The organism is Paenibacillus hebaui, assembly GCF_051934385.1.
Taxonomy (GTDB): Bacteria; Bacillota; Bacilli; order Paenibacillales; family Paenibacillaceae; genus Paenibacillus.
Genome location: NZ_CP196836.1, coordinates 1,993,450 through 2,014,308, shown reverse-complemented (window position 1 = coordinate 2,014,308; position 20,859 = coordinate 1,993,450). Strand labels below are relative to the sequence as shown.

At 46.5% G+C, this 20,859-nt stretch carries 15 protein-coding genes; 3 read left to right on the top strand and 12 right to left on the bottom strand.

What is annotated here, in order from left to right:
- Positions 1–147: 147 nt before the first annotated feature.
- From ACR32F_RS09150 to ACR32F_RS09125, 6 genes are all read right to left on the bottom strand, one after another.
- Positions 148–1,917, bottom strand: a complete 1,770-nt coding sequence (locus tag ACR32F_RS09150; RefSeq protein ID WP_440118183.1) for a sensor histidine kinase — start codon at positions 1,915–1,917, stop codon at positions 148–150.
- Positions 1,918–1,925: 8 nt separating this feature from the next.
- The gene (locus ACR32F_RS09145; RefSeq protein WP_440118181.1) at positions 1,926–3,554 is read right to left on the bottom strand and encodes a response regulator transcription factor; all 1,629 of its coding nucleotides are present in this window, start codon (positions 3,552–3,554) and stop codon (positions 1,926–1,928) included.
- A gap of 247 nt (positions 3,555–3,801) precedes the next feature.
- A complete protein-coding gene (locus tag ACR32F_RS09140) occupies positions 3,802–4,806 on the bottom strand; it encodes a LacI family DNA-binding transcriptional regulator (protein ID WP_440118179.1) in 1,005 nt (334 codons plus the stop codon).
- Positions 4,807–4,935: 129 nt separating this feature from the next.
- Positions 4,936–5,943 carry a protoglobin domain-containing protein gene (locus ACR32F_RS09135; RefSeq protein WP_440118177.1) on the bottom strand — a complete coding sequence of 336 codons (1,008 nt, stop codon included), beginning with the start codon at positions 5,941–5,943 and terminating at the stop codon, positions 4,936–4,938.
- Between the two features lie 179 nt (positions 5,944–6,122).
- A complete protein-coding gene (locus tag ACR32F_RS09130; RefSeq protein ID WP_440109429.1) occupies positions 6,123–7,307 on the bottom strand; it encodes an IS256 family transposase in 1,185 nt (394 codons plus the stop codon).
- Positions 7,308–7,527: 220 nt separating this feature from the next.
- On the bottom strand, positions 7,528–9,423 hold the full coding sequence (locus ACR32F_RS09125) for a PrkA family serine protein kinase (protein ID WP_440118175.1): 1,896 nt from the start codon (positions 9,421–9,423) through the stop codon (positions 7,528–7,530).
- Positions 9,424–9,785: 362 nt separating this feature from the next.
- On the opposite strand from ACR32F_RS09125, the gene ACR32F_RS09120 reads away from it, so the two are divergent.
- Positions 9,786–10,631 (top strand): DUF2161 domain-containing phosphodiesterase, encoded by an 846-nt coding sequence (locus ACR32F_RS09120; RefSeq protein ID WP_440118173.1) that lies wholly within the window; start codon positions 9,786–9,788, stop codon positions 10,629–10,631.
- 78 nt (positions 10,632–10,709) lie between these two features.
- Here the strand turns inward: ACR32F_RS09120 and ACR32F_RS09115 are convergent, their stop codons facing one another.
- The 3 genes from ACR32F_RS09115 to ACR32F_RS09105 form a co-directional block, all read right to left on the bottom strand.
- Positions 10,710–11,336, bottom strand: a complete 627-nt coding sequence (locus tag ACR32F_RS09115) for an FMN-dependent NADH-azoreductase (RefSeq protein ID WP_440118171.1) — start codon at positions 11,334–11,336, stop codon at positions 10,710–10,712.
- Positions 11,337–11,578: 242 nt separating this feature from the next.
- On the bottom strand, positions 11,579–12,802 hold the full coding sequence (locus ACR32F_RS09110; protein ID WP_440118169.1) for a PLP-dependent aminotransferase family protein: 1,224 nt from the start codon (positions 12,800–12,802) through the stop codon (positions 11,579–11,581).
- A 143-nt stretch (positions 12,803–12,945) separates the two neighbouring features.
- Positions 12,946–13,602 (bottom strand): response regulator transcription factor, encoded by a 657-nt coding sequence (locus ACR32F_RS09105; protein WP_440118167.1) that lies wholly within the window; start codon positions 13,600–13,602, stop codon positions 12,946–12,948.
- 438 nt (positions 13,603–14,040) lie between these two features.
- On the opposite strand from ACR32F_RS09105, the gene ACR32F_RS09100 reads away from it, so the two are divergent.
- Positions 14,041–14,451, top strand: a complete 411-nt coding sequence (locus tag ACR32F_RS09100; RefSeq protein ID WP_440118165.1) for a hypothetical protein — start codon at positions 14,041–14,043, stop codon at positions 14,449–14,451.
- A complete protein-coding gene (locus tag ACR32F_RS09095; protein WP_440118163.1) occupies positions 14,448–15,512 on the top strand; it encodes a phosphodiester glycosidase family protein in 1,065 nt (354 codons plus the stop codon). The genes ACR32F_RS09100 and ACR32F_RS09095 overlap by 4 nt, the downstream gene beginning before the upstream one ends.
- A gap of 338 nt (positions 15,513–15,850) precedes the next feature.
- Here the strand turns inward: ACR32F_RS09095 and ACR32F_RS09090 are convergent, their stop codons facing one another.
- The 3 genes from ACR32F_RS09090 to ACR32F_RS09080 all read right to left on the bottom strand — a co-directional run bounded on the left by ACR32F_RS09090 (position 15,851) and on the right by ACR32F_RS09080 (position 20,856).
- The gene (locus ACR32F_RS09090) at positions 15,851–16,867 is read right to left on the bottom strand and encodes a LacI family DNA-binding transcriptional regulator (RefSeq protein ID WP_440118161.1); all 1,017 of its coding nucleotides are present in this window, start codon (positions 16,865–16,867) and stop codon (positions 15,851–15,853) included.
- A gap of 90 nt (positions 16,868–16,957) precedes the next feature.
- Positions 16,958–19,123 (bottom strand): beta-glucosidase BglX, encoded by a 2,166-nt coding sequence (gene bglX, locus ACR32F_RS09085; RefSeq protein ID WP_440118159.1) that lies wholly within the window; start codon positions 19,121–19,123, stop codon positions 16,958–16,960.
- A 134-nt stretch (positions 19,124–19,257) separates the two neighbouring features.
- Positions 19,258–20,856 (bottom strand): ABC transporter substrate-binding protein, encoded by a 1,599-nt coding sequence (locus tag ACR32F_RS09080; RefSeq protein WP_440118157.1) that lies wholly within the window; start codon positions 20,854–20,856, stop codon positions 19,258–19,260.
- Between the last annotated feature and the right edge of the window lie 3 nt (positions 20,857–20,859).

Below are 20,859 nucleotides of genomic sequence, written 5' to 3'. Positions count from 1 at the left end.
TTTACTCCGTCATGTGTCAGCCCTTTACAAGATCGTTGTTCAGGATTAGATAGACGTTAATGACCGGAAAATTTGTAAGCACTTTCATTATACGATTACAAACAAACTTTGTTTACCCGTTAAACTATAGGACTTGCTCTACAATGCTTAGGGATTCGAGTCCATTCCAGGCTCCTCCAACGGCATAATGATCTCCACACGTGTGCCTTTACCAAGGGTACTATCGAATCGGATGTGAAAACGGTGATCATATATCAACTTCAGACGATAAATCACATTCTGTACACCAACACGGTCCCCCATGGAATCTTCCGTCTGCACATAAGCAAGCAGCTGATTTATTTTTTCCTCCGTCATGCCTGCTCCCGTATCTTCCACAACACAGATGAGTTGCTTCTCCGTAAGTTTAATACGAAGCCGTATCTCACCCCCCACCTTTAGGGGTTCAATACCATGAATGCTGGCATTCTCGACAAAAGGCAACAGTGTCATCTTGGGAATCAAACATTGACCTGCTTCCGGGTCCAGTTCAATGGAGTAATTCAGCTTGTGCCCAAACCGATATTTCTGAATTTCGATAAAACAGGTCACATACTCAAGTTCTTCCTTTACACTAACTCGGTCACGATTCCAGGTCAGAGCATTTCGAAAAATTTTGGCCATATACTGGATAATTCTAGCCGTCTCATCTTCATCTTTCATCAGGCTTCGCATACGGATCGTCTCCAGCGCATTGAACAGAAAATGTGGATTGATCTGGCTTTGCAACGCATTTAACTGGGCATGGCGCCGCTGCAACTCCAGATTTTTATGTTGAATATCTGCCATATACACATCATTGATCAAGCGGTGAATCGTCGTCGTCATGCGATTGAACTCGGCCGTGAGCTGGCCGATCTCATCCGACGTTTCCGGTTGCCTGATTGGCTCGAATCGTTGAAGCTTCACTTTTCTCATATGCTCCAGCACATGTGCTAGCCTCACATGGATGTTTCGGGTCGTCCATATAATAATCCAGGTTGGCAGAATGATATTCAAACAAGCCAGCAGAATGACCAGATGAAGCGGTTGCCTCAGTTCTCTGTAAATTTCCCTTTCATCAAACAAACCAACAATTTTCCATCCCGTCAGTTCGCCAGATAATGGATAGACCATCTCAAATTCCTGTTTGCTCAGTTGACTCCTGATGTGGCTGTACTCCACATTTTGACTTGTCCAGGGAACATTCGAATCAGTCGCGTAATCCACTCTGTCAGCCGAATTAACCAGATACAGACGTCCTGGAGTGGTGATATTCGTAAAAATTTGGCGGATCGTTGACGTCTTCAAGTCCAGCCGAACGAATTTCTCCTTCCAACCCGAATTCGTAGCATAATAATCCAGTCTGCGGAGTATGCTGAAGGTCTGGTGAGTTCCTTCGGGACTCCATCGTATGAAAATGGGGGAGAATTGCGGGCCGACTGTCAACTGCCTGTAAGCCTCGGATTTCCTGATCTTCTCGTTCAGGAACTCAACTCCCCCGGAGGGCAATACCGATGTATTATCCACATAGATGGTTAGGCCCTGAATCGAATGAAAGCCGGAATGATACGTATTCAGGATTTTGCGGAGATACAGCGTATAGGCTTCAACGTACTGAATGGGATGGGCATACTCCTTGTCCAGCATGTCCGTCAACAGACTATCCGTGTACAAGTTGGATGAGATATCGACGGCATTGCGAATTTCACTGGTTAAATTGTTGCGCACCTGTTCCATTGCCTTGGATAGATCGGACATACGTTGTGATTTGACATTCGCAGTGGTCACCTGATAGAAAATAACATTACTGAGGATGACCGGTATGAGTACAAAAAAGACATACAAAATCAGCATCTTGTTCCGCAAACGAATATTGCTGAGAAAATTCAGCTTCAAGATCGCATCTACCCCTCACCCATCAAACGGTTCCGATATTCCGTGGGCGAGGAAGCCTCTGTTTTCTCGAATTGAGTGGCAAAATAATCACTGCTCCCGAATCCTACCCGCTCGGCCACCTCATATACCCGCAGATCCGTCTGTCTCAGCAGCCTTTTGGCTTCATCAATGCGAAGTTGAAGCAAAAAATCATTGAAATACATGCCATATACCTTGCGGAAGCGTTGCCCCAGATACACCGGATTCATATAAAATTCAGAGGCAATGCTCTTCAGACTTATATTCTTGCTATAGTTTTCCTCAATGTAACTTTTGATCTTGGGCATGGCTCCCTTCTGAATCAGCTGGCGCTGTTCAGCCAACCGCCGAGCTCCTTCCTGCATAAAAGACGTCAGCAATTGTTTGGCATCCGCCAGCCTTCCCCGTTCGGATTGCCAGTCCAGAACGGGTTGAATCGTAGTCATTGTACTCACGTCTGCTTGAACCGATTTCAGCATCGATACAATGGTAGACACCAGTTGATGTACAGCGGACGTCACGGCTGCCGGAGCATAACAGGAAGTCCGCATTTCAGTGAACCAGTCACCCAGCGTCACTTCCATGGCCTCCATCTGTTGCTCTTCCATCAATCTTAGCAACTGCTGCTGCTTTTCCTGATCTGTATGCATCCATTGCACTTGTTTATGCTGTACGTCATCGAAGAGCACGATCCCGTCATCCTCTGAAATGAACTTGTAGGCGATCGCTTTCAATGCTGTTTGATAGGCATGCCCAATGAGCAGCGGATCTTGACAGGTAGCACCTGCATAGATGCATACTCGGACATTTTCCATTTCAGTGAAGCTGGACTGTATCTTCTCCACGGTCCTACGCAAATTGTTCGCATCAGGACGCAGATGTTTGCCCGTAAGCAGAACTCCCACACGTTCGCCATGCTGCCTCAAGTACAGTAGTGAATCTCGCGGATACATTCGCTTCAGAACAGCTCGCACAATTGGATTCAAGTTCTCGTAATTCCGAAGCGAGGCCACGCCTTCTTTGACCGTATGTGTGATGTCCGATACGTCAGAACATAACACCGGATTATGCTCAATAAGCAGATATGCGAGCAGATCCCCCATACGCGTATCCGCCAGCTCAAGCCATTGTTCAGCAATAGCCGAATCAGCCTCACCATACATCAACTGTTCCAGACACCGCATGTATTGTCGCTCTCGCTTCTCCTGCTCCGCAGATTTATGATGCTTCAGCGCTGCCGACAATTTACACAAGGTTGCCTCCAGCTCAATCTCATCAATCGGTTTCAAAATATAGTCCTGTACACCGTACCGCACCGCCTGTTGTGCATAAGTAAAATCATTATATCCGCTCACGATAATAAAATAGGGTGTTTTCCCGCCTATTCGATTTTGCTCCCCCTCCTGGATCGTCCGCCGAATTAACTCCAGTCCATCCGTTTCCGGCATTCGAATGTCGGTAATGACAACATCAGGATGTAACCGTTCAATCTGCTCGTAAGCCTCATCCCCGTCATTGGCTTCACCAATGACCTCAAACCCGCATGCTTCCCAGCGAATCAGCTTCCTAAGACCCTTCCGTGCGTATACTTCGTCATCCACCAAAAGCACCTGATGCATCAGATCACTCCCCTGATTGAATGGACCACAATACTTCGCTAATATCAACCGTACAAAGTAAGCGGTTACAAAACTATGTTTATGGTATTTATTGTTAGTTACACGGTGGCAAAAAGTCAACAGCTTTTCCTGTCATTTGAATGGGTCAAGCTCATTCAAGCTCACGAACCCATATTCCCACAGGCAGATCCAGAACGCCAAAAAGCACAGCCTGTTAGCTGTGCTCCTGAGCTCCGTGTCAACGTCTTTACATTTTGACAGGTGCAGTCGTTTGACGAATCACCAGATTGGACGGCTCCGTAACAACCGGAGGAGAATAAGCCGGATTCTCAATCATAGCAATCAGATATTCAATCGATTTGATGCCAATGGAATGAATATTTTGGTTAATTGTGGTTAACCCCGGTTTAAATACCTCAGCATAATACGTGTTATCGAATCCGACAACAGATATATCGTCAGGCACACGAAGGCCATGCTTCTCAATTTCATGAATTGCACCGAATGCGGCCATGTCTGAGGCACAGACAATTCCCGTTGGTTGATCTTTCAGTGCAAGTAATCGACGGGCAGCCTTACTACCCCCATCAAAGGAGTAGTCACAAACCTCCAGGTACACGGTTGAATACGGAATGTCGCAGACACGCAACCCCGCCCGGTATCCATCCAAACGTAGGTTAGCTACTGCTGGTCCAAGTGTACCCGAAATATAGGCAATCCTGTGATGACCCAGTTCATGCAAGTGTTTAACGCTCATCATTATGGCATTTTCATTATCCGTCGTAATGTATCCTGCCCGCTTGCCAAACAAATCGGTATCAATGAACATCGTCGGGATCTCCGCTTCAACCAATTCCTCAATATTCTTATTATCTCTTCCTTCTCCGAAAACAACAACGCCATCCACATTCCGGCTACGGCAATGTTTAATAAACGAGTATCCCGGATCATCAAAGCGTGTAGACAATCGAACCAAATCGTAACCACTGTTCTCCAGCGCTGTCTTGATCCCTTCGAGCAACTCCGATACAAACGGATTCGTAAAAGGAACTGTTAAGAGTATACCAACCGTCCATGAACGGCGTTTTACAAGTCCACGTGCAACCACATTGGGTTGATATTTCAATAGTTCGATGGCTATATTGACTTTTTTGCGGGTTTTGTCACTTACATCCGGATAATCGTTTATCACCTTGGAAACGGTTGCAACAGATACGCCCGCTTCTTTGGCTACATCATGGATAGAAGCCATCTGATCACCTCAACCTCTTTCAGATCCCCTGTCTCCGGCTGCATTCGCTATAACATCGGCAGGTTTGTCTACCCATTATAGCTCAAAACAACCAGAAACGGTATCGTCAGCTCTATGTCGTGTTACAGCCTATTTCTGTTGATCGAGTTTTCTTAGGTCCAGTGCCAGTTTCTCCATTGTCGTAGCGAATACCGCAAGCTCTTCTGAGCGGGATGCCTGACGTTTCGCACCCGAGGATGTATGCTTGTATTCCTGTTGAACACTGCTCAGCTTCTTCATGATCTGTTCCAGATTCGACTGAATTTTCCCCTGAGCATCACGAGAACTGGCTGCAAGCTTACGAACTTCACTCGCGACCACTTCGAAGCCCCGACCGAACTCTCCTGCATGTGCAGCTTCAATAGCTGCATTCAAACCCACAAGATGGCTTTGATCCGAGATCTCACGAATGAGTTCACCCATTTTGCCGATCTGACTGATCTCTCCAGTCAATTCTCCCAGCAACTCATGAGCTTGATCCTGAGAAGCTGCTGTTTCTCTGGCTACGTCAGAGATGGCCTGAGCATTTTCGTTTAACTCGCTAATCATGCCCGTCAACTGCTGGGTAATCTGCGTAATTGCCTGCAAAGTATGCTGCTGATCGTTGGCGAGCTGATGTAATTTTTCCTTTTCCTTCTTCTCGTAAGCCTCAAGTACAAGCTGGGAATCGAGATTAAACATTTTGCTGAGCGCCTGAATCACAAGATGCCAGGAATCAGGAATAACTTGTTGCAATATGCTTGTTGCAATATCGAGATAGACCATGTAAGTTCCCAGATAATAATCTTCAGACAATCCGATTCGGGAATGAACAAGTCCAATGGCTATACGCTGATCAATATAAGCATCATCAACCACACCTTCAGTCATGGACATCCAGTACGTCTTCTGTGTTTCTTTCAGGCGGTCAATGGAAGAGAACCGAGCAATAAGATCGACCAAATCTGGATAATTTCCCACGTGATTGTAAAAATGGTCCACGACTTCGTTAACGACTTTCTGAAAAACGGGTCGATGATCGGCAAGCAGTTGAAGATCCTTTGCGGATAGTCCAATATAATCAAGTTGCTTCTGTCTTGTTGCGGAAATACTATTCATAACGTGTGCAGTCAGCTCCTTAATAGCCCCTAAAAAACTTTAAATTGTAAATATATGTATTGATTATAGACTAAAATACCTAAATTAACATATACCATTAGAACTAATTTATCATAAAACCTACGGCAGCGTCAAGATTTTTGTGTAAATGAAATAACCTTTTCTTATGTAGGGTGATGTTACTCTTTTGTGGTGAACATGGCTAGCAGTTCTGCTCGTGCTTGATCGAAGCCAATATGACAACGGGTAGCAAAACGTTGGTTATAGCTTTCAAACTGGGAAACCAGGAATTTTTCTAATGCCTCTTCATGAGGGAATTGTTCTTTCCGATTCGTGTATTTCTTGATTTGCTTGTTAAACGATTCGATCAGATTCGTCGAATACAGGCTTCTCCAGATGGGTTTGGGAAAGCTGTAAAACGTGAAAATATAGGGATTCTCTCTCAACGATTGAACCACTTTGGGATAGGTGGCTTTCCATTTGTCACAGAAGGTAGTCAGAGCAGCCTTACCTGCTTCTTCATCCTCAGCACGATACACGGACTTGAAATCTTCACAGATCTCTGCTCGATCCGTCACCCGAACTTTGTGGGCGATGTTACGAGATAAATGAACGCAACAGGTTTGGTACTTCGCTTGGGGATATACCTCTTGGATTGCATTCACAATCCCGGTCAGTCCGTCAGAGATAAACAGAAGGATTTGTTCGGTGCCACGCTGTTTGACGTCCTGAAGTAGTTCTTTCCAGATATAAGCGGATTCGGTCGGTGCAATCGCGTACGTAAGTACCTCTTTGGAGCCATCCTCACGAATGCCTACGGCAATATAGACCGCTTCCTTGGCTACCGTTTCACGCTTCACAGGGATGTACGTCGCATCAATATAGACGCAGACATAACGCTTCTCCAGCGGTCGTTTCATAAATGCATCGACATGCTGGGTCATGACTTTGGTCATGTTGGAAACCGTTTGAGGCGTGTAGTGATGGCCATACATTTTCTCGATGAGGTCAGCGATTTCCGTCATGGTGACCCCCTTTTGAAACAGGTGAATGACAAAGGATTCCAGGGTGTCATTGGAACGTTTATACGGCGCTACCGTCTGCTGTTTGAACACTCCATTCCGATCCCGAGGCATACTAAGCTGCAAGTCGCCATACTCGGTATGAAGCGTACGAGTGTACGATCCGTTACGAGAGTTGCCTGAATTCACGCCAGCACGGTCGTATTTTTCATAATCCAGAAACGCTGTAAGCTCCGTTTCGAGCAAGTGGTTCATGGCAGACTCTAAATGATTGCGAAATACTTCTGTAATATCTTGTTTGGTGACTAGAGCTTGAACTAAATCTGTTGTAAAATGATTCATAGGGAAGACCTCTCTCTGAATTGTTGTGTGGTAACTCAATTCTACTAGAAAAGGTCTTCCTTTTTCTATTTACACAATATATTTTACGCTCTCAAACCTACCCTCCTTGTCCGTTTATTAGATGCATTTGACCGTAATGGAAGTAAAAAGGCCCCGATCCTGCTGTGAAGGAGCCTCACAGCAGGCTTCTGGAGCCTGATCCGGAATGGTTCGATACAGATTAGCGATTCAACAGACTGCCCACATATCGAAGCAGTTCATTGGCGCTTGCAGCAGTGTAGCCATGTTCCTCAACCAATCGTTTAATCACTTCATTCATTCGTTTGAGCTGCGTTGCATCAGGTGTCTTGGTTGAAGTTGTAATCTTGACGATATCCTTCAAGTCAGTGAACAGCTTCTTCTCAATCGCTTCACGCAGGCGATCATGACTGCTGTATTCGAATTTACGCTCCTTACGGGAGTATGCGGAGATTCGGATCAGAATCTCTTCCCTGAACGCTTTCTTGGCATTCTCGGAGATACCGATCTGCTCCTCGATTGAACGCATTAAGCGCTCATCCGGGTCCATCTCCTCATCTGTAAGCGGATCACGGATTTTGGACCAATTGCAGAATGCTTCGATGTTATCAAGATAGTTCTCGAATAACGTTCTCGCTGACTCCTCGAACGAGTAGACAAAGGCCTTCTGTACTTCCTTCTTCGCCAGTTCATCATATTCTTTACGTGCCAGAGCAATAAAATTGAGATATCGCTCCCGCTCTTCCTTCGTAATCGAGGCATGCTGGTCCAGACCATCCTTGATCGCCCGGAGGATATCCAGCGCGTTAATGCATTCTAGATTTTGCTTGATCAAAGCGCTTGAAATCCGGTTGATGACATAGCGCGGATCAATGCCAGACATGCCTTCATCCAGATATTCATTTTGCATCTCACGCAGATCGGCTTCTTTGTACCCTTCAACTTCTTCACCGTCATACATCCGCATCTTTTTGACCAGATCCATGCCTTGTTTCTTCGTTTCTTTCAAGCGGGTAAGTATGGAGAAAATGGCTGCAGTCCGCAATGCATGCGGCGCAATATGGACATGCTTCATATCACTCTGCTGAATGAGCTTGCCATAGATCTTTTCTTCCTCGGAGACCTTCAGATTATAAGGGATTGGCATCACAATCATCCGGGATTGCAAAGCTTCATTCTTCTTATTGGAGATAAACGACTTATACTCCGATTCATTCGTATGCGCTACAATCATCTCATCTGCGCTGATTAATGCGAATCGTCCAGCTTTGAAATTGCCTTCCTGGGTTAAAGAGAGCAGATTCCACAGAAACTTCTCATCACATTTCAGCATCTCCTGGAATTCCATCAATCCACGGTTCGCCTTGTTCAATTCACCGTCAAAACGGTAGGCCCGCGGATCAGACTCGGAACCAAACTCGGTGATGGTCGAAAAGTCGATACTCCCCGTCAGATCGGCGATATCCTGTGACTTCGGATCAGATGGACTGAATGTTCCGATCCCCACCCGGCTATCTTCCGAAATGATGACCCGCTCCACCCGAACCTGGCTGATGTCGCCGCCATATTCGGTACGAAGCCGCATCTGGCAGGATGGGCAGAGATTGCCCTCAATGCGGACACCGATCTCGTTCTCCACTTCGGGACGAAGCTCAAGTGGAATCAGATGTAGCGGCTCTTCATGCATTGGGCAGCCCTCAATGGCGTACACGGCCCCTTTATCCGTACGCGAGAACTGTTCAAGACCTCGTTTCAGCAATGTCACCAGCGTTGACTTTCCTCCACTTACCGGCCCCATAAGGAGCAAGATCCGTTTGCGTACATCCAGACGGCGTGCAGCCGAATGGAAATATTCTTCAACCAGCTTTTCAATGGACCGATCCAGTCCAAAAATCTCCTGTTCAAAAAACTTGTAGCGTTTATGCCCACCCACTTCTTCTACACCAAATGATTCAATCATCTGGTACACTCTGGAGTGCGCCGTCATTGCCGGAGTCGGGTCCTCTCTCAGCAGTGCAATATAATCTTCAAATGTTCCGTTCCATGACAAACGGTCACTCTCTGCCCGATGTTCCGCAACGCGTTCAAAAATATTCATGCTTGGTACCTCCCATGGCTCCTTTAGTGTGATTGTCAACCATTCCGAATGGTATGAAGAAATCAATAGAATTACGGCTCCTGCTTGAATACCAATCTTGCGGTCCGGATTAGTCCCGCCACCCTCTGTCCAAACATCTTATATGGTTGTGAAAAGTGTATTACATACCTATGCGGCAAATCGGATAAGTTGACCTCTTTTTTTCAATCCGTGGGTCCCAATTTTGGCTTTTCCCCGTTCCTATCAAACATCTTATGCCCTCAGAAAAAAAAGACCGGATATGCTATAATGAAGGTTCTAAATTAAGGAAACCGGACAATACCTCGTCAGAGACAGACTACTTCAGGAAAGGAGCAACAACGATGGCGGTACAATACGAAACCGAATTATATTCGCCTGTTAAGGCTTTTTTTGAACAACGCGGCTTCGACGTGAAGGCTGAAGTCAAACATTGTGACCTCGTTGGGGTCAAATCGGATCAGCATGAACCTTTGATTGTGGAGATGAAAAAAACGTTTAACCTGTCTTTGCTGTTGCAGGGAATGCAGCGCCTGAAGCTGACGCCCTTCGTTTATCTGGCTGTTGAGCGGAACCGCAGCAAACGCGGGGCCGTCAACCAGCGCTGGGGTGAATTAACCGCACTGTGCAAACAACTTGGCCTGGGGCTCATTACAGTAACATTCTACAAAACCAAATCTCCCCTGATTGATGTATTATGCGAACCTACTGCTCAAGGTCATGGCGGCACCGGTATCCGTAAGAGTGGTGTCCGGCGACAACGACTGCTGCGAGAATTCGACGAGCGTAGTGGCGACTACAACACGGGAGGAAGCACACGCAGGCAGCTGGTCACAGCTTACAGGGAAAAGGCATTACGTATCGCATCTGCCCTGCGCACTCAGGGAGAAGCCTCCCCTGCCTCACTTGCCAAACAGACAAGTGTCGGTTCAGCCGCGGCTATTTTGCAAAAAAATTACTATGGCTGGTTCGAGCGACTATCCCGTGGGAGATACGTGCTGACGATTAAGGGCGTACAAGCACTGACTGAGCATGCTCACATGCTTGAGGATAATGATATGATCGATCGGAGCATAAATGAACTTGAAGTGGATTTTTCTCTGGTTCAACGTGAAGACGGTGAGTTGGAACAAATTGCGGAAATAGTGGAGCAATACCTGGTGAATAACGCAACATCTGAGTCCCGGTAGCTTACGGCAAACATGCAAAAAAAAGCCTGCCATCTCCAATGGAGATAACAGGCTTTTTCGTATTTCTATATGAAGCTATTAGAAGCTTGCTGCTACTTCGGAAGCCAATTTCAGACCCGCGTTAACGATTTCTTCAGCACGATCTGCAGAAGCGTTATGTCCTTCAACGATAACCACTTCAGGGTTTTGAATGCCCCACAAGCCGAGAACTGTTTTCAAGAAGTTCAGGGACATTTCAGCAGCTGCCATTGGGCCTTCGGAGTATACGCCACCACGTGCGTTAAGCAGAGCTACTTTTTTGCCGCCAGCCAGTCCTACAGAACCTTCAGCAGTGTATTTGAATGTTTTACCAGCTTGGCTCAGGTAAGAAATGTAGTTAACCAATGGTGCAGGAACGGTGAAGTTCCAGAGTGGGAATGCAAAGACAACTTTGTCAGCTGCCAAAAATTGATCTTGAAGTTGAGCTGCAAGTGAAGCTGCTTTTTGCTCGTCAGCTGTCAGTTCAAAACCGTTAGCTGCTTTGTAAGTACCAGTGATTGCAGTGTTGCCATAGAATGGGAATTCTGTATTGTAGAGATCCAGCTCGGTAACTGTGTCACCTGGGTGGGACTCTTTGTATGCGCTCAGAAATGCATCGTACAATTTAACACTGACTGCTTGATCCGCTGGGCGGTCGTTTGCTTTGACAAATAAAATATTAGACATGTTGATTTCCCCCGTTAAGTTAAAATATATGAGTGCTTCCCCTGAACTTGCAATGAATGCAGTTGGTATAAAGAAAACAACAACTCATTAATACATATTATATATAAAAATGTTAGTGGATGCAATAACGTAATCGCTTCGGCATGGATACAAAAGAAACCATTCCGTTGCCCGAAACGCAAAATAACCATTCCAGGCACGGATTTTGAGATATGAAGTATTTACTTTTTTCTATATTCGGTCTAGCTCCGGGCCGTAAACTCCGTTATGGACTCACTGATGAGGTTCATGCCAAGCAGCAATTCATCTCGGCCGGGATGGCTGAAGTTCAATCGGATGTGACGATGATCCTGCATCCCCGTAGAACAGAGGGAACCGGGAAGGAAAGATACCCCTTTTAACAAAGCCGCTTTGAGCAAGGCCCCGCTGTCCATTCCCTCCGGCAACTGTACCCAAAGGTACATTCCCCCTTCGGGAATACTGTACTGGCTCCCTTTCCAGCCCGGGCGCTTCAGCAGTTCGAGCATCAGCTTGAGTCTAGTTTTATACTCCTTATTCAGCATGGAAAGGTGATCGCTCCATTTAAAAGGAGACTGGGCCAGCAATTGATACAACAGCCGCTGATTCATCGGACTGGATTGTCCATCTGCTATCCGTTTTACTGAGGTCATAGCCTGAATCAGAGTCGGGTGTCCGGCAGCCCATCCTGTACGCAGAGCGGGTGCTACGGTTTTGCTGAACGAACCAATGTAAAGAACATGTCCACCCTGATCCGCTGTATCCAATGCGAACAGCGAAGGGTACCTGCGGTTGAAGTCTCCTGGCTCACGTCCATCGAAGTGAAGTTCACCATACGAATCATCTTCCACAAGCAACACACCATAACGTGAGCACAGTTCAAGCACAGCCTCACGCCGTTCCATGCTCCACAGCACGCCTGTTGGATTGGAGAAACTGGGTGCAGCAAAAAGCAGCTTCGGTCTCACCTGCTGCATGTGATGCTCCAAAAGATCAGGCAAAATACCATCAGCATCGCCTATCACTGGCACGATTTTGGCCCCCTGCATCTCCAGAACCTCAAGACAGCCCGGTGATGTAGGATGCTCAACCAGCACGGAATCCCCAGGTTCAAGCAGCAGACGCATCACCAGATCAATGGCCTGCTGGGTACCTGTTGTCAACAGAATCTGTTCCGGTACGGTTCGTATGCCCTTACGTGCATTCCAATCCTTGTCCAGCCACTCTCTCAAGGGTCTGTAACCTGCCGGCTCACCATACTGCAATGCGGAAGGTCCAGAACTAAACACAGAAACCGCTGCTGCTTCCAGCAATTTGAATGGAAACAGCTCCTCCGCAGGCAGCTCTTCTGCCAGAGAAATGAAATAATCTCGGCCAGACATCTCACGAATGTCCCTCAGCGGTGATGACAAAAGCCTGTTTGTACGGGAGGCGAAGAAATATTTCATCGGTCCGTTCCCCTTTCATCCCTATTCCGAACTATGCTCGCAGTCCGCGGCCCCCTACAACCTATTCCAGTTGAACACGTAATATGACCTGAACCAGACACTCGACGATTCATCGTTCATAAGGATTCATGGAACCATGCTCGTCAGGATATGGTTTTGGTCTGTCTTGCGTATAAAGCGTATCGCTCAATAGCCTGTGCTCTGCTGCTTACATCCAGCTTCACGTATATTTTACGCAGATAATTATCAATCGAACGCCTGCTAACATTAATCTCATTGGCTATTTTATCATAGGTTACGCCCTGGACAATTCTTTCCATGATAAAAGTTTCGGTTTCTGTTAATTCAACAACAAGTTCTTCAGCCGGAGACTCGATGGGCTGAGCCCATTCTGCACTGGTTAGCCAGGATAGCGGAATGGATACACAACCCTCACGCAGCCCGGAAATGAGATGAATGAGCTGGCTAGGGGAAGCCTGTTTGGACAGCATACCACTTACACCAAGACTCATCAGATGACGAAATAACTTTACATTGTCCTCATCTGTCAGAATAATGATGTGGCTATGCGCCGACAGATTTTTCATCTGGGCAATATATTGATCCGCCTGGCCCTCCGGAAGTCGATAATCCATAAGAATCAGATCAGGCTGGTGAATGTTCACCAGTTCGAGCCCCTCTGTCCCGGTCGAAGTCATTCCCCGCACCAACAGATCCTGTTGTTCTTCCAAAATCAATTTTGTACCCAGCATGCTGGTGGGGTGGATATCTACGATGACCACCTGCCATACTTTTTTCATTGTTGTTCCCCCTGTTATGTATTGGACAATTGCTTTTCACCCTTGTCTTGATGATGCCACTATGTCTGCGACAGTCCGAGTATAGAAGAAGCTCAAGTCGGATTATGTCGAAAAACAGAAAAACACTTGATAAAGCGGTATTAACAGCTCTATTTCTGCCATATTCCGCTGTAACAACATCAGGACTTTTGACTTTCGTGACTTGAAAAAATCAAAATATAGTATAAATTTCCTGCATTTCTATCTAAAAAAGTCGAAAAACATGCCCAAAGTTCCTACTTATTGCATCTATAAGAAATTGTATCCTAGGACTTCCTTCCGATGCAATCTCTTTTTATCCTATTACTTAAAGAATTTCATTTTTGCGTAATCAATAGTGGCATGATAGAATGAGGACTGGAAAAATTTTTGTACCTATTAATAACCAGGAGTGATGATATGAAACCTTCTGCCCAACCCTCTGACATCCATCACACCCGGAGCGCCAAAGGCAAGGCCGGATCTTCAATCAAGCTGTTTCTGGTAATGTGGATTGTTCTCATTGCACTTGGAGTACTTGGAACCTACTATTATAGTAACCACCTCCAGCAACAGATGATTACTCAGCTTCAGACCCATAATCAACAGCAGATTGCAACGCTCAAAGCCGACTACGAAAAGCAGCTAACAACGATATCGAAGGAAGTATCCGACCTGCAGGGACAAGTCCAGTCCTTTAATGAGTTGCTGACTTTCACTAAGGATAATGCAAGCAATAAAACGGATAACAGCAACAAACTGTATACCCAGCTGAGCGAAGTCAAAAAACAACTGGAGACACTCCAGAAAAAGATGGACCTGCTCAAATGATTACACCCGTCAAACAGGTTAATCGTTTATTTATGCTTGCACTTGCTCCTTTTGTTGGACTGATTTTATGTCTGCTGCTGATTCGTCCTCCGCTTGAACCCGGAGGCTTCATAGATTCCAATCTAGCTGAAGATTCCATCACACCCCGGACCCAGGCCATTAGCCAGGAGCTTTCAGGGGCAAAAGAAGCTGCGGTTCAGACTTCTTCTTCTATTAAAAGAACAACACAGCTATACACTCAAACAACAAGTACAATGTCTACGCTTGTACAGAAAGCAACAATCCAGGCTACTCGCCCGGAAAAGATCTATAATCAACGAATTTCATCCAAGCTGGGCGTTCCGTTTGAACGAGTGGATAGTGATCGGCTTACAATTGAACTGTATAGAGTCAATCCAGGCAGCTATAAGGGCTATGCGATGAAAATTAAGTTAAAAGACCCTACTGCCATGAAGATGGCTCTGGACAGCGAGCCTGGCCGATCTGAGACAACCATGCAGGCGGTCAAGCGCAACGGTGCTATTGCCGGCATTAACGCGGGAGGCTTCGCCGACAACGGGGGCAAGCGATATCCCCTGAGTACAACCGTTATGGATGGAAAATATGTGAATGGCTTTCAGTCCAGCTTTAAGGATCTTTTTTTTGTAGGTCTTAATGATACGGGTAAGCTGGTAGGCGGCAAATTTTTCGACAAAAGTTCCCTCGATCGCCTGCAACCGCAATTTGGAGCTACATTTGTACCCGTACTGTTACAGAGTGGACGCAAGACTGCGATTCCAGCCAAATGGAAAGTGTCACCCAAGCGGGCTCCACGCACCGTGATTGGCAACTACAAGGACGATCAATTGCTGATTATCGTTGTTGACGGGTATAACGAAGGCGGAAGTTCAGGAGCCACCCTTGAAGAGCTGCAAGGACGATTGTACAAGCTCGGTGTGGTGGACGCGTATAATCTGGATGGTGGCGGGTCTTCCTCGCTCATCGTGAACAACCGGGTTGTGAATAATCCTTCCGATGGTAACCTCAGACCGGTGCCTACTCACTTTTTATTTTACAAATGATGGTGTGAAGCATTCCTTTTATTCCTATTATGGTTATAATAGAAGTAAATGAGATTCTGCAGGAGGTGCCAAGAATATGTCATTTTCTTTGACATTTTGGATTATTGCAATTGTATTGACTCTTTTCATTACAGGCATTCTCACTTCATCCTACAACAATGACAAAACCAAGGGCCTCTAAGGGCCAAGCCTCTCCTCATGAGAGGCTTTTTTAATTGGTTCACATAAGTAAGAGACAAGGCTCCGAAGAATGCTACAATTCTTCTAAGCCTTGTCTCTTGCTATGTTGTCACCGTTTAATAAGCCATTCATGCAATAATGGACAAAAGGTACCATACTCAATAGCTTACCGCCTGCTCGCCCTGTACTTTCCCAGGGTAGTCCGTCTGAACCTGGAAATTTACCGAGCCACCCTCTACGAGTGTCACATAGATGCGCTCATGATCTACAGGTTCTCCAGCAATAATCTTGATTAATTGTTCGGCTGCCAGTGATCCCCATTTTCGTTTGGAATAATCGATGGTTACCAGCCTCGGCTGGACGTACTTGCTAAGCTCAATGTTGTCGAATCCGATGAGATCAATCTCCTGACCGATATTCAACTCACTCTCAGCGAGTCGATCACACATGCCAATGGCCATCTCATCATTAAGGCAAAACACTCCAACCGGTTGGGTATACTCCTGAATGATAAGATCAGCAGCCTGTTCTCCGCCACTTTTCTGGAAATCTCCAGTGATCTCAATCCATTCCACATTCGCTGCTCTCTCCGTTACCTGCCTTACAGCCTTCATCCGCTGTACGGAGTCAAATGAACCTTCCGGGCCTGTCACGACATAGATCTTCGTGTGTCCGCGCTCAATGAGATGCTCCATGGCAAGTGTTGCCCCTGCCTTGTTATCCAGCAAAACCTGATTGATGTTCGGGTGATCCAGCTCCCGGTCCAGAACAACAATCTTATGTCCTCTGTCCGCATATTGCATCAGTTCCTTGCTTGCAAATGTATGATCCAGAATAATGGCACCGTCAATCATCCGCTCTGGAAGCATTCGATGAGATTGTTTCCCGCTGCAGACGATCAGGTCATAGCCTTGTGCATTGCATACGGCCTTCATGCCGCTTAACAAGTCTCCATATACATCACCCCGAAAATCCGTCAGAAACACACCCAGAATTTTGGATTCTCTTTTCTTCAATGTTCTGGCAGCAGCATTGGGAACATAGTTCAGCTCTTTGGCGATGGCCAAAATTTTGGAACTGGTCTCATCTGTCACTTTGTTGCTGCCATTCAGCGCATACGATACGGTAGAGATCGAAACCCCCGCCTGTTTAGCGATATCCTTAATACTGACCACATTCTTCGCTCCCCTGTTATGTTCATCAGGCCCTCCGAATTCGAAGGACCTGACATCTTAAATATTAATGATTCATATAAATGCATCCAATTACACCAGCTTGAAGGTACTCTCCAATGTATCGCGGCTATTCGGCCCTACGAAGATGTGGAATGTCCCCTTGTCACTGCGATAGCTCAGATCAGAATGATGATAGCGAAGCTGTTCTTCATTTAACGTAAATGTAGCCGTACCACTTTCACCCGGCGCAAGTGCCAGCTTCACGTACCCTTTCAGCTCACGCATCGGACGTACCACTTCACCGGATACATCCCGAACGTACAACTGAACCGTCTCCACACCTGCACGCTCGCCCGTATTGGTTACACGCACCTTAATGGTCAGTGACTTATCAGCAGTCATCTCATGGCTCGATACTTCCAACTCACCATACTCATAGGAAGTATAGGAGAGACCGTAACCGAACGGAAGCAGCGGATCATTCGGGCTATCGATATATTTGGATACATAACGCTCTTCGGTCTTTTGTCGATTCAGTGGACGTCCTGTATTGAAATGATTGTAATATACCGGAATCTGACCTACCGATTGTGGGAAAGACATCGTCAGACGTGCAGAAGGATTCACGACACCTGTGAGCACATCCGCGATAGCCGCTCCACCTTCACTGCCCGGGAACCACGCTTCAAGTACAGCATCCGATTCTTCAAATACACCATGCAGATCCAGAGGACGTCCGTTGAAAATAACGCTGGCAATAGGTTTACCCGCTGATTTGAGCTGTTTAACCAATTCAAGTTGGGCCGCTGGCAGACGAATATCCGTACGTGAGCCGCCTTCACCGCTCATTTCGGAATCTTCTCCAAGCGCAAGCACAATCAGATCGGCTTTGCTAGCGACTTCAAGGGCTTCAGCGATCTGCTCCGTTGTAATCGTGTGAACGCCACTGCCTTGGGCAAAATATACCTGGCCACTAGTCAGACGTTCCTGTAAAGCCGTTCCCAGCTTAACGGCGTCTTCTTTGACACCTTCACAGGACCACCAGCCGAGAATATCCTCACTTTGGGCAAAAGGCCCAATTAACGCAACATGAGCTTCCGGCTTAAGCGGAAGAATGCTGTCATTATTCTTCAACAGTACAGCGGATTTGGTTGCCAGTTCGTACGATACCTGACGGTGCTCCTTCGAGAAAACAATCTCGCGCTCACGTTCAGGATCGGCAGCACGCAGTGGATTGTCGAACAATCCCAGCTTTTCTTTCAGTTGCAGAATTCTCAGAACAGCTTCATCAATAAGCTTCTCTTCCACTTCACCGCTCTCAATTAGCTCAGGCAAATGACGCACATAACAAGGTGTCATCATCTCCATATCTACCCCTGCAAGAATCGCACGATATGCCGCTTCACGGTCATCTTCGGCTGCGCCATGCGCAATCATCTCGCGGATCGAAGCCCAGTCAGAGATCAATACGCCTTCAAAGCCCCACTCCTCACGCAAAATACCCCGCATCAGCTTTTCATTGCCACTCGCCGGAATACCGTCGACCGTATTGAATGAAGTCATGACCATTTCCACGCCTGCATCCAACGCCGCTTTATAAGCTGGCAAATAGTACTCACGCAAGTTACGTTCAGACATGTCGACCGTATTGTAGTCACGACCACCTTCTGCCGCCCCATATGCCGCAAAGTGTTTTACGCAGGCTGCCAGACGATCCGGCTCATCCTTCAAGCTATCTCCTTGATATCCGCGCACAAAAGCAGCTGAAAACAGACTATTGAGATAAGGATCTTCTCCAGTAGACTCCATCACACGGCCCCAGCGTGGATCACGCACCAAATCTACCATTGGAGCAAAGGTAACATGCAAACCGGATACAGCCGATTCACGTGCTGCAATCTCAGCACTTTTCTCAGCCAGTTCTGTATCCCATGAGCAGCCAATCGCCAGCGGGATCGGGAAGATGGTTTTAAAACCATGCACAACGTCGGCCATGAACAAGAGTGGAATGCCCAGACGGCTTTTCTTCATATAAGCTTGCTGCACATCAATAATGGCCTGTGCACCGGACAACCCCAGAATGGAGCCACTGGCATCTACGGACTGCTCCGTGATTCCCATCTCTTCCATCGGCCCTGTGATCTGACCTTCGACATTCGTTCCTTCATAAAAGTTGGCAGTCAACTGAAGAAGCTGAGCTGTTTTTTCCTCCAAAGTCATCTGTTTCACCAGGTCTAGCAACTGCTCGTTATTCATAGACATTATCCTCCACTACATGTAGTTGAAATAAAAAACCCGGCTGCGTTCGGGGAGAGACCGCGCACCGGGTTCGAATTGACGTGACCGACAGAATACTCTGTCATGCCTTATCCTGCTAATTACTGAATGATTTACTTGAATTTCTCGTTCAGCTCATCCAGGTAAGGTTGGACCAGAGACTTTTTACTGTTGACCCACTCTTTCCAGTTGGCCTCCAGATCTCCATTTTTGAGGATCAAGTTGGCATATTCGTTCTGGTAGTCGAATGAAGCCTGACTTTTCGCTTTGGAATCATACAAGTTAACATCCCAGTCGTATGTTGCGAGCGATTTGCTCTCAGTACCGAGTTTTGCTTTTTCCTCGAACAATTTCACAGATCTTTCACGATATTCCTTTTTGATTGCAGGGTTTACCACACTGAAGTCGTCACCCAGCAGGTACAGACCTTCGAAACGTGCTGGATATTTGTCTTCCAAAACAGTTCCTTCTGGCAACAAGTTAACCAGTTCTTTGTTTTCATCATATTTCCAATCTTTTCCTTCGAAGCCCATGTTGATAAGCAGCTGTCCTTCTTTGGTTGCGGAGTAGTCGATCAGATCCATGATCCGTTCGAATTTCTCATCGCTGATCTCAGGGTTGAAGATCAGTGCGGACCAGAAGTTGGCTTGCTCCAGGTTACGGTATTTTCCGTCATCTCCAAGAACGATTGCCGTGTGGACCAGATCGTCACTGTTCACACCCAGATTTTTCTTTATATCGGAGTCCAGACCTTGTCTGTACGAAGCCAGTCCGCCCAGACTTGTTACTGCAGCCGTACCTGTTACTTTAAAGTTGTTTTGACCTTCATTGTTTTTCCAAGTGTAGAACTCAGGGTTAAGCAGTCCATCTTTATATGCTTTCTGCATCAATTTCAGGCCTGTCAGTGTCTCCTGATCAGCAGGTCCCCAGTGGAACTTGCCATCTTCACCTTTGTAGAACGGAGAGTCTGTCATGGCATGAACACTGTTCGGCATAATGATATTCGTCATGGCATCTCCTGCATTATAGGACAGTGGTACAAGCTTGTTCCCTACTTTGCCTGGATCTTTTTCTTTTACAAGTTGAGCGAATTCATTTAATTCAGTAGTTGTATAGGCATCCTTCAACTCAAAACCAACGGCTTTAGCCCAGTCCTTACGGAGTGCAATGACACCGATTTGGTTGGTGAGGGGATCAGCAGGTTTGTTCTCAAAATAAATCGGTCTAGGCAAGAGATACGTTCCACCTGTCAGTTCTTCCAACTTATCACCAAGTCCCGTTAACTTATACGCTGCGGCAACGTTTGGCCAGCGCTCTTTCCAGTCATCTGGGAATTTGTAGAACAGTCCTTGATCAATATTATTCAACGCATCGCCATGAACATAGTTCCATACCGATACATCCGGCAAGTCGCCCGAGTTGATCCACAGACGAAGTTTCTCACCCCATGAATCCCAATCGATGTAGTTGTAATCCCATGTTACATTGAATTTGTCTGTCCAGAACTTATGGAAATCATTATCCAGGTTCCCGTTTTTGATTTCCGTCAGGTTCGCTACGGAGATGGTGAGGTTGTCTTTGTAATTTCCCTCGGCATCTTTTTCGTTACCACTCGAAGCTCCTTGACTGGAACAAGCGGTCACCATCAGCATGACTGCACTCAGCGTGATGGCAAAGAGAGCTCTTACTGACCATTTTTTGTTCGTTTTCATGTT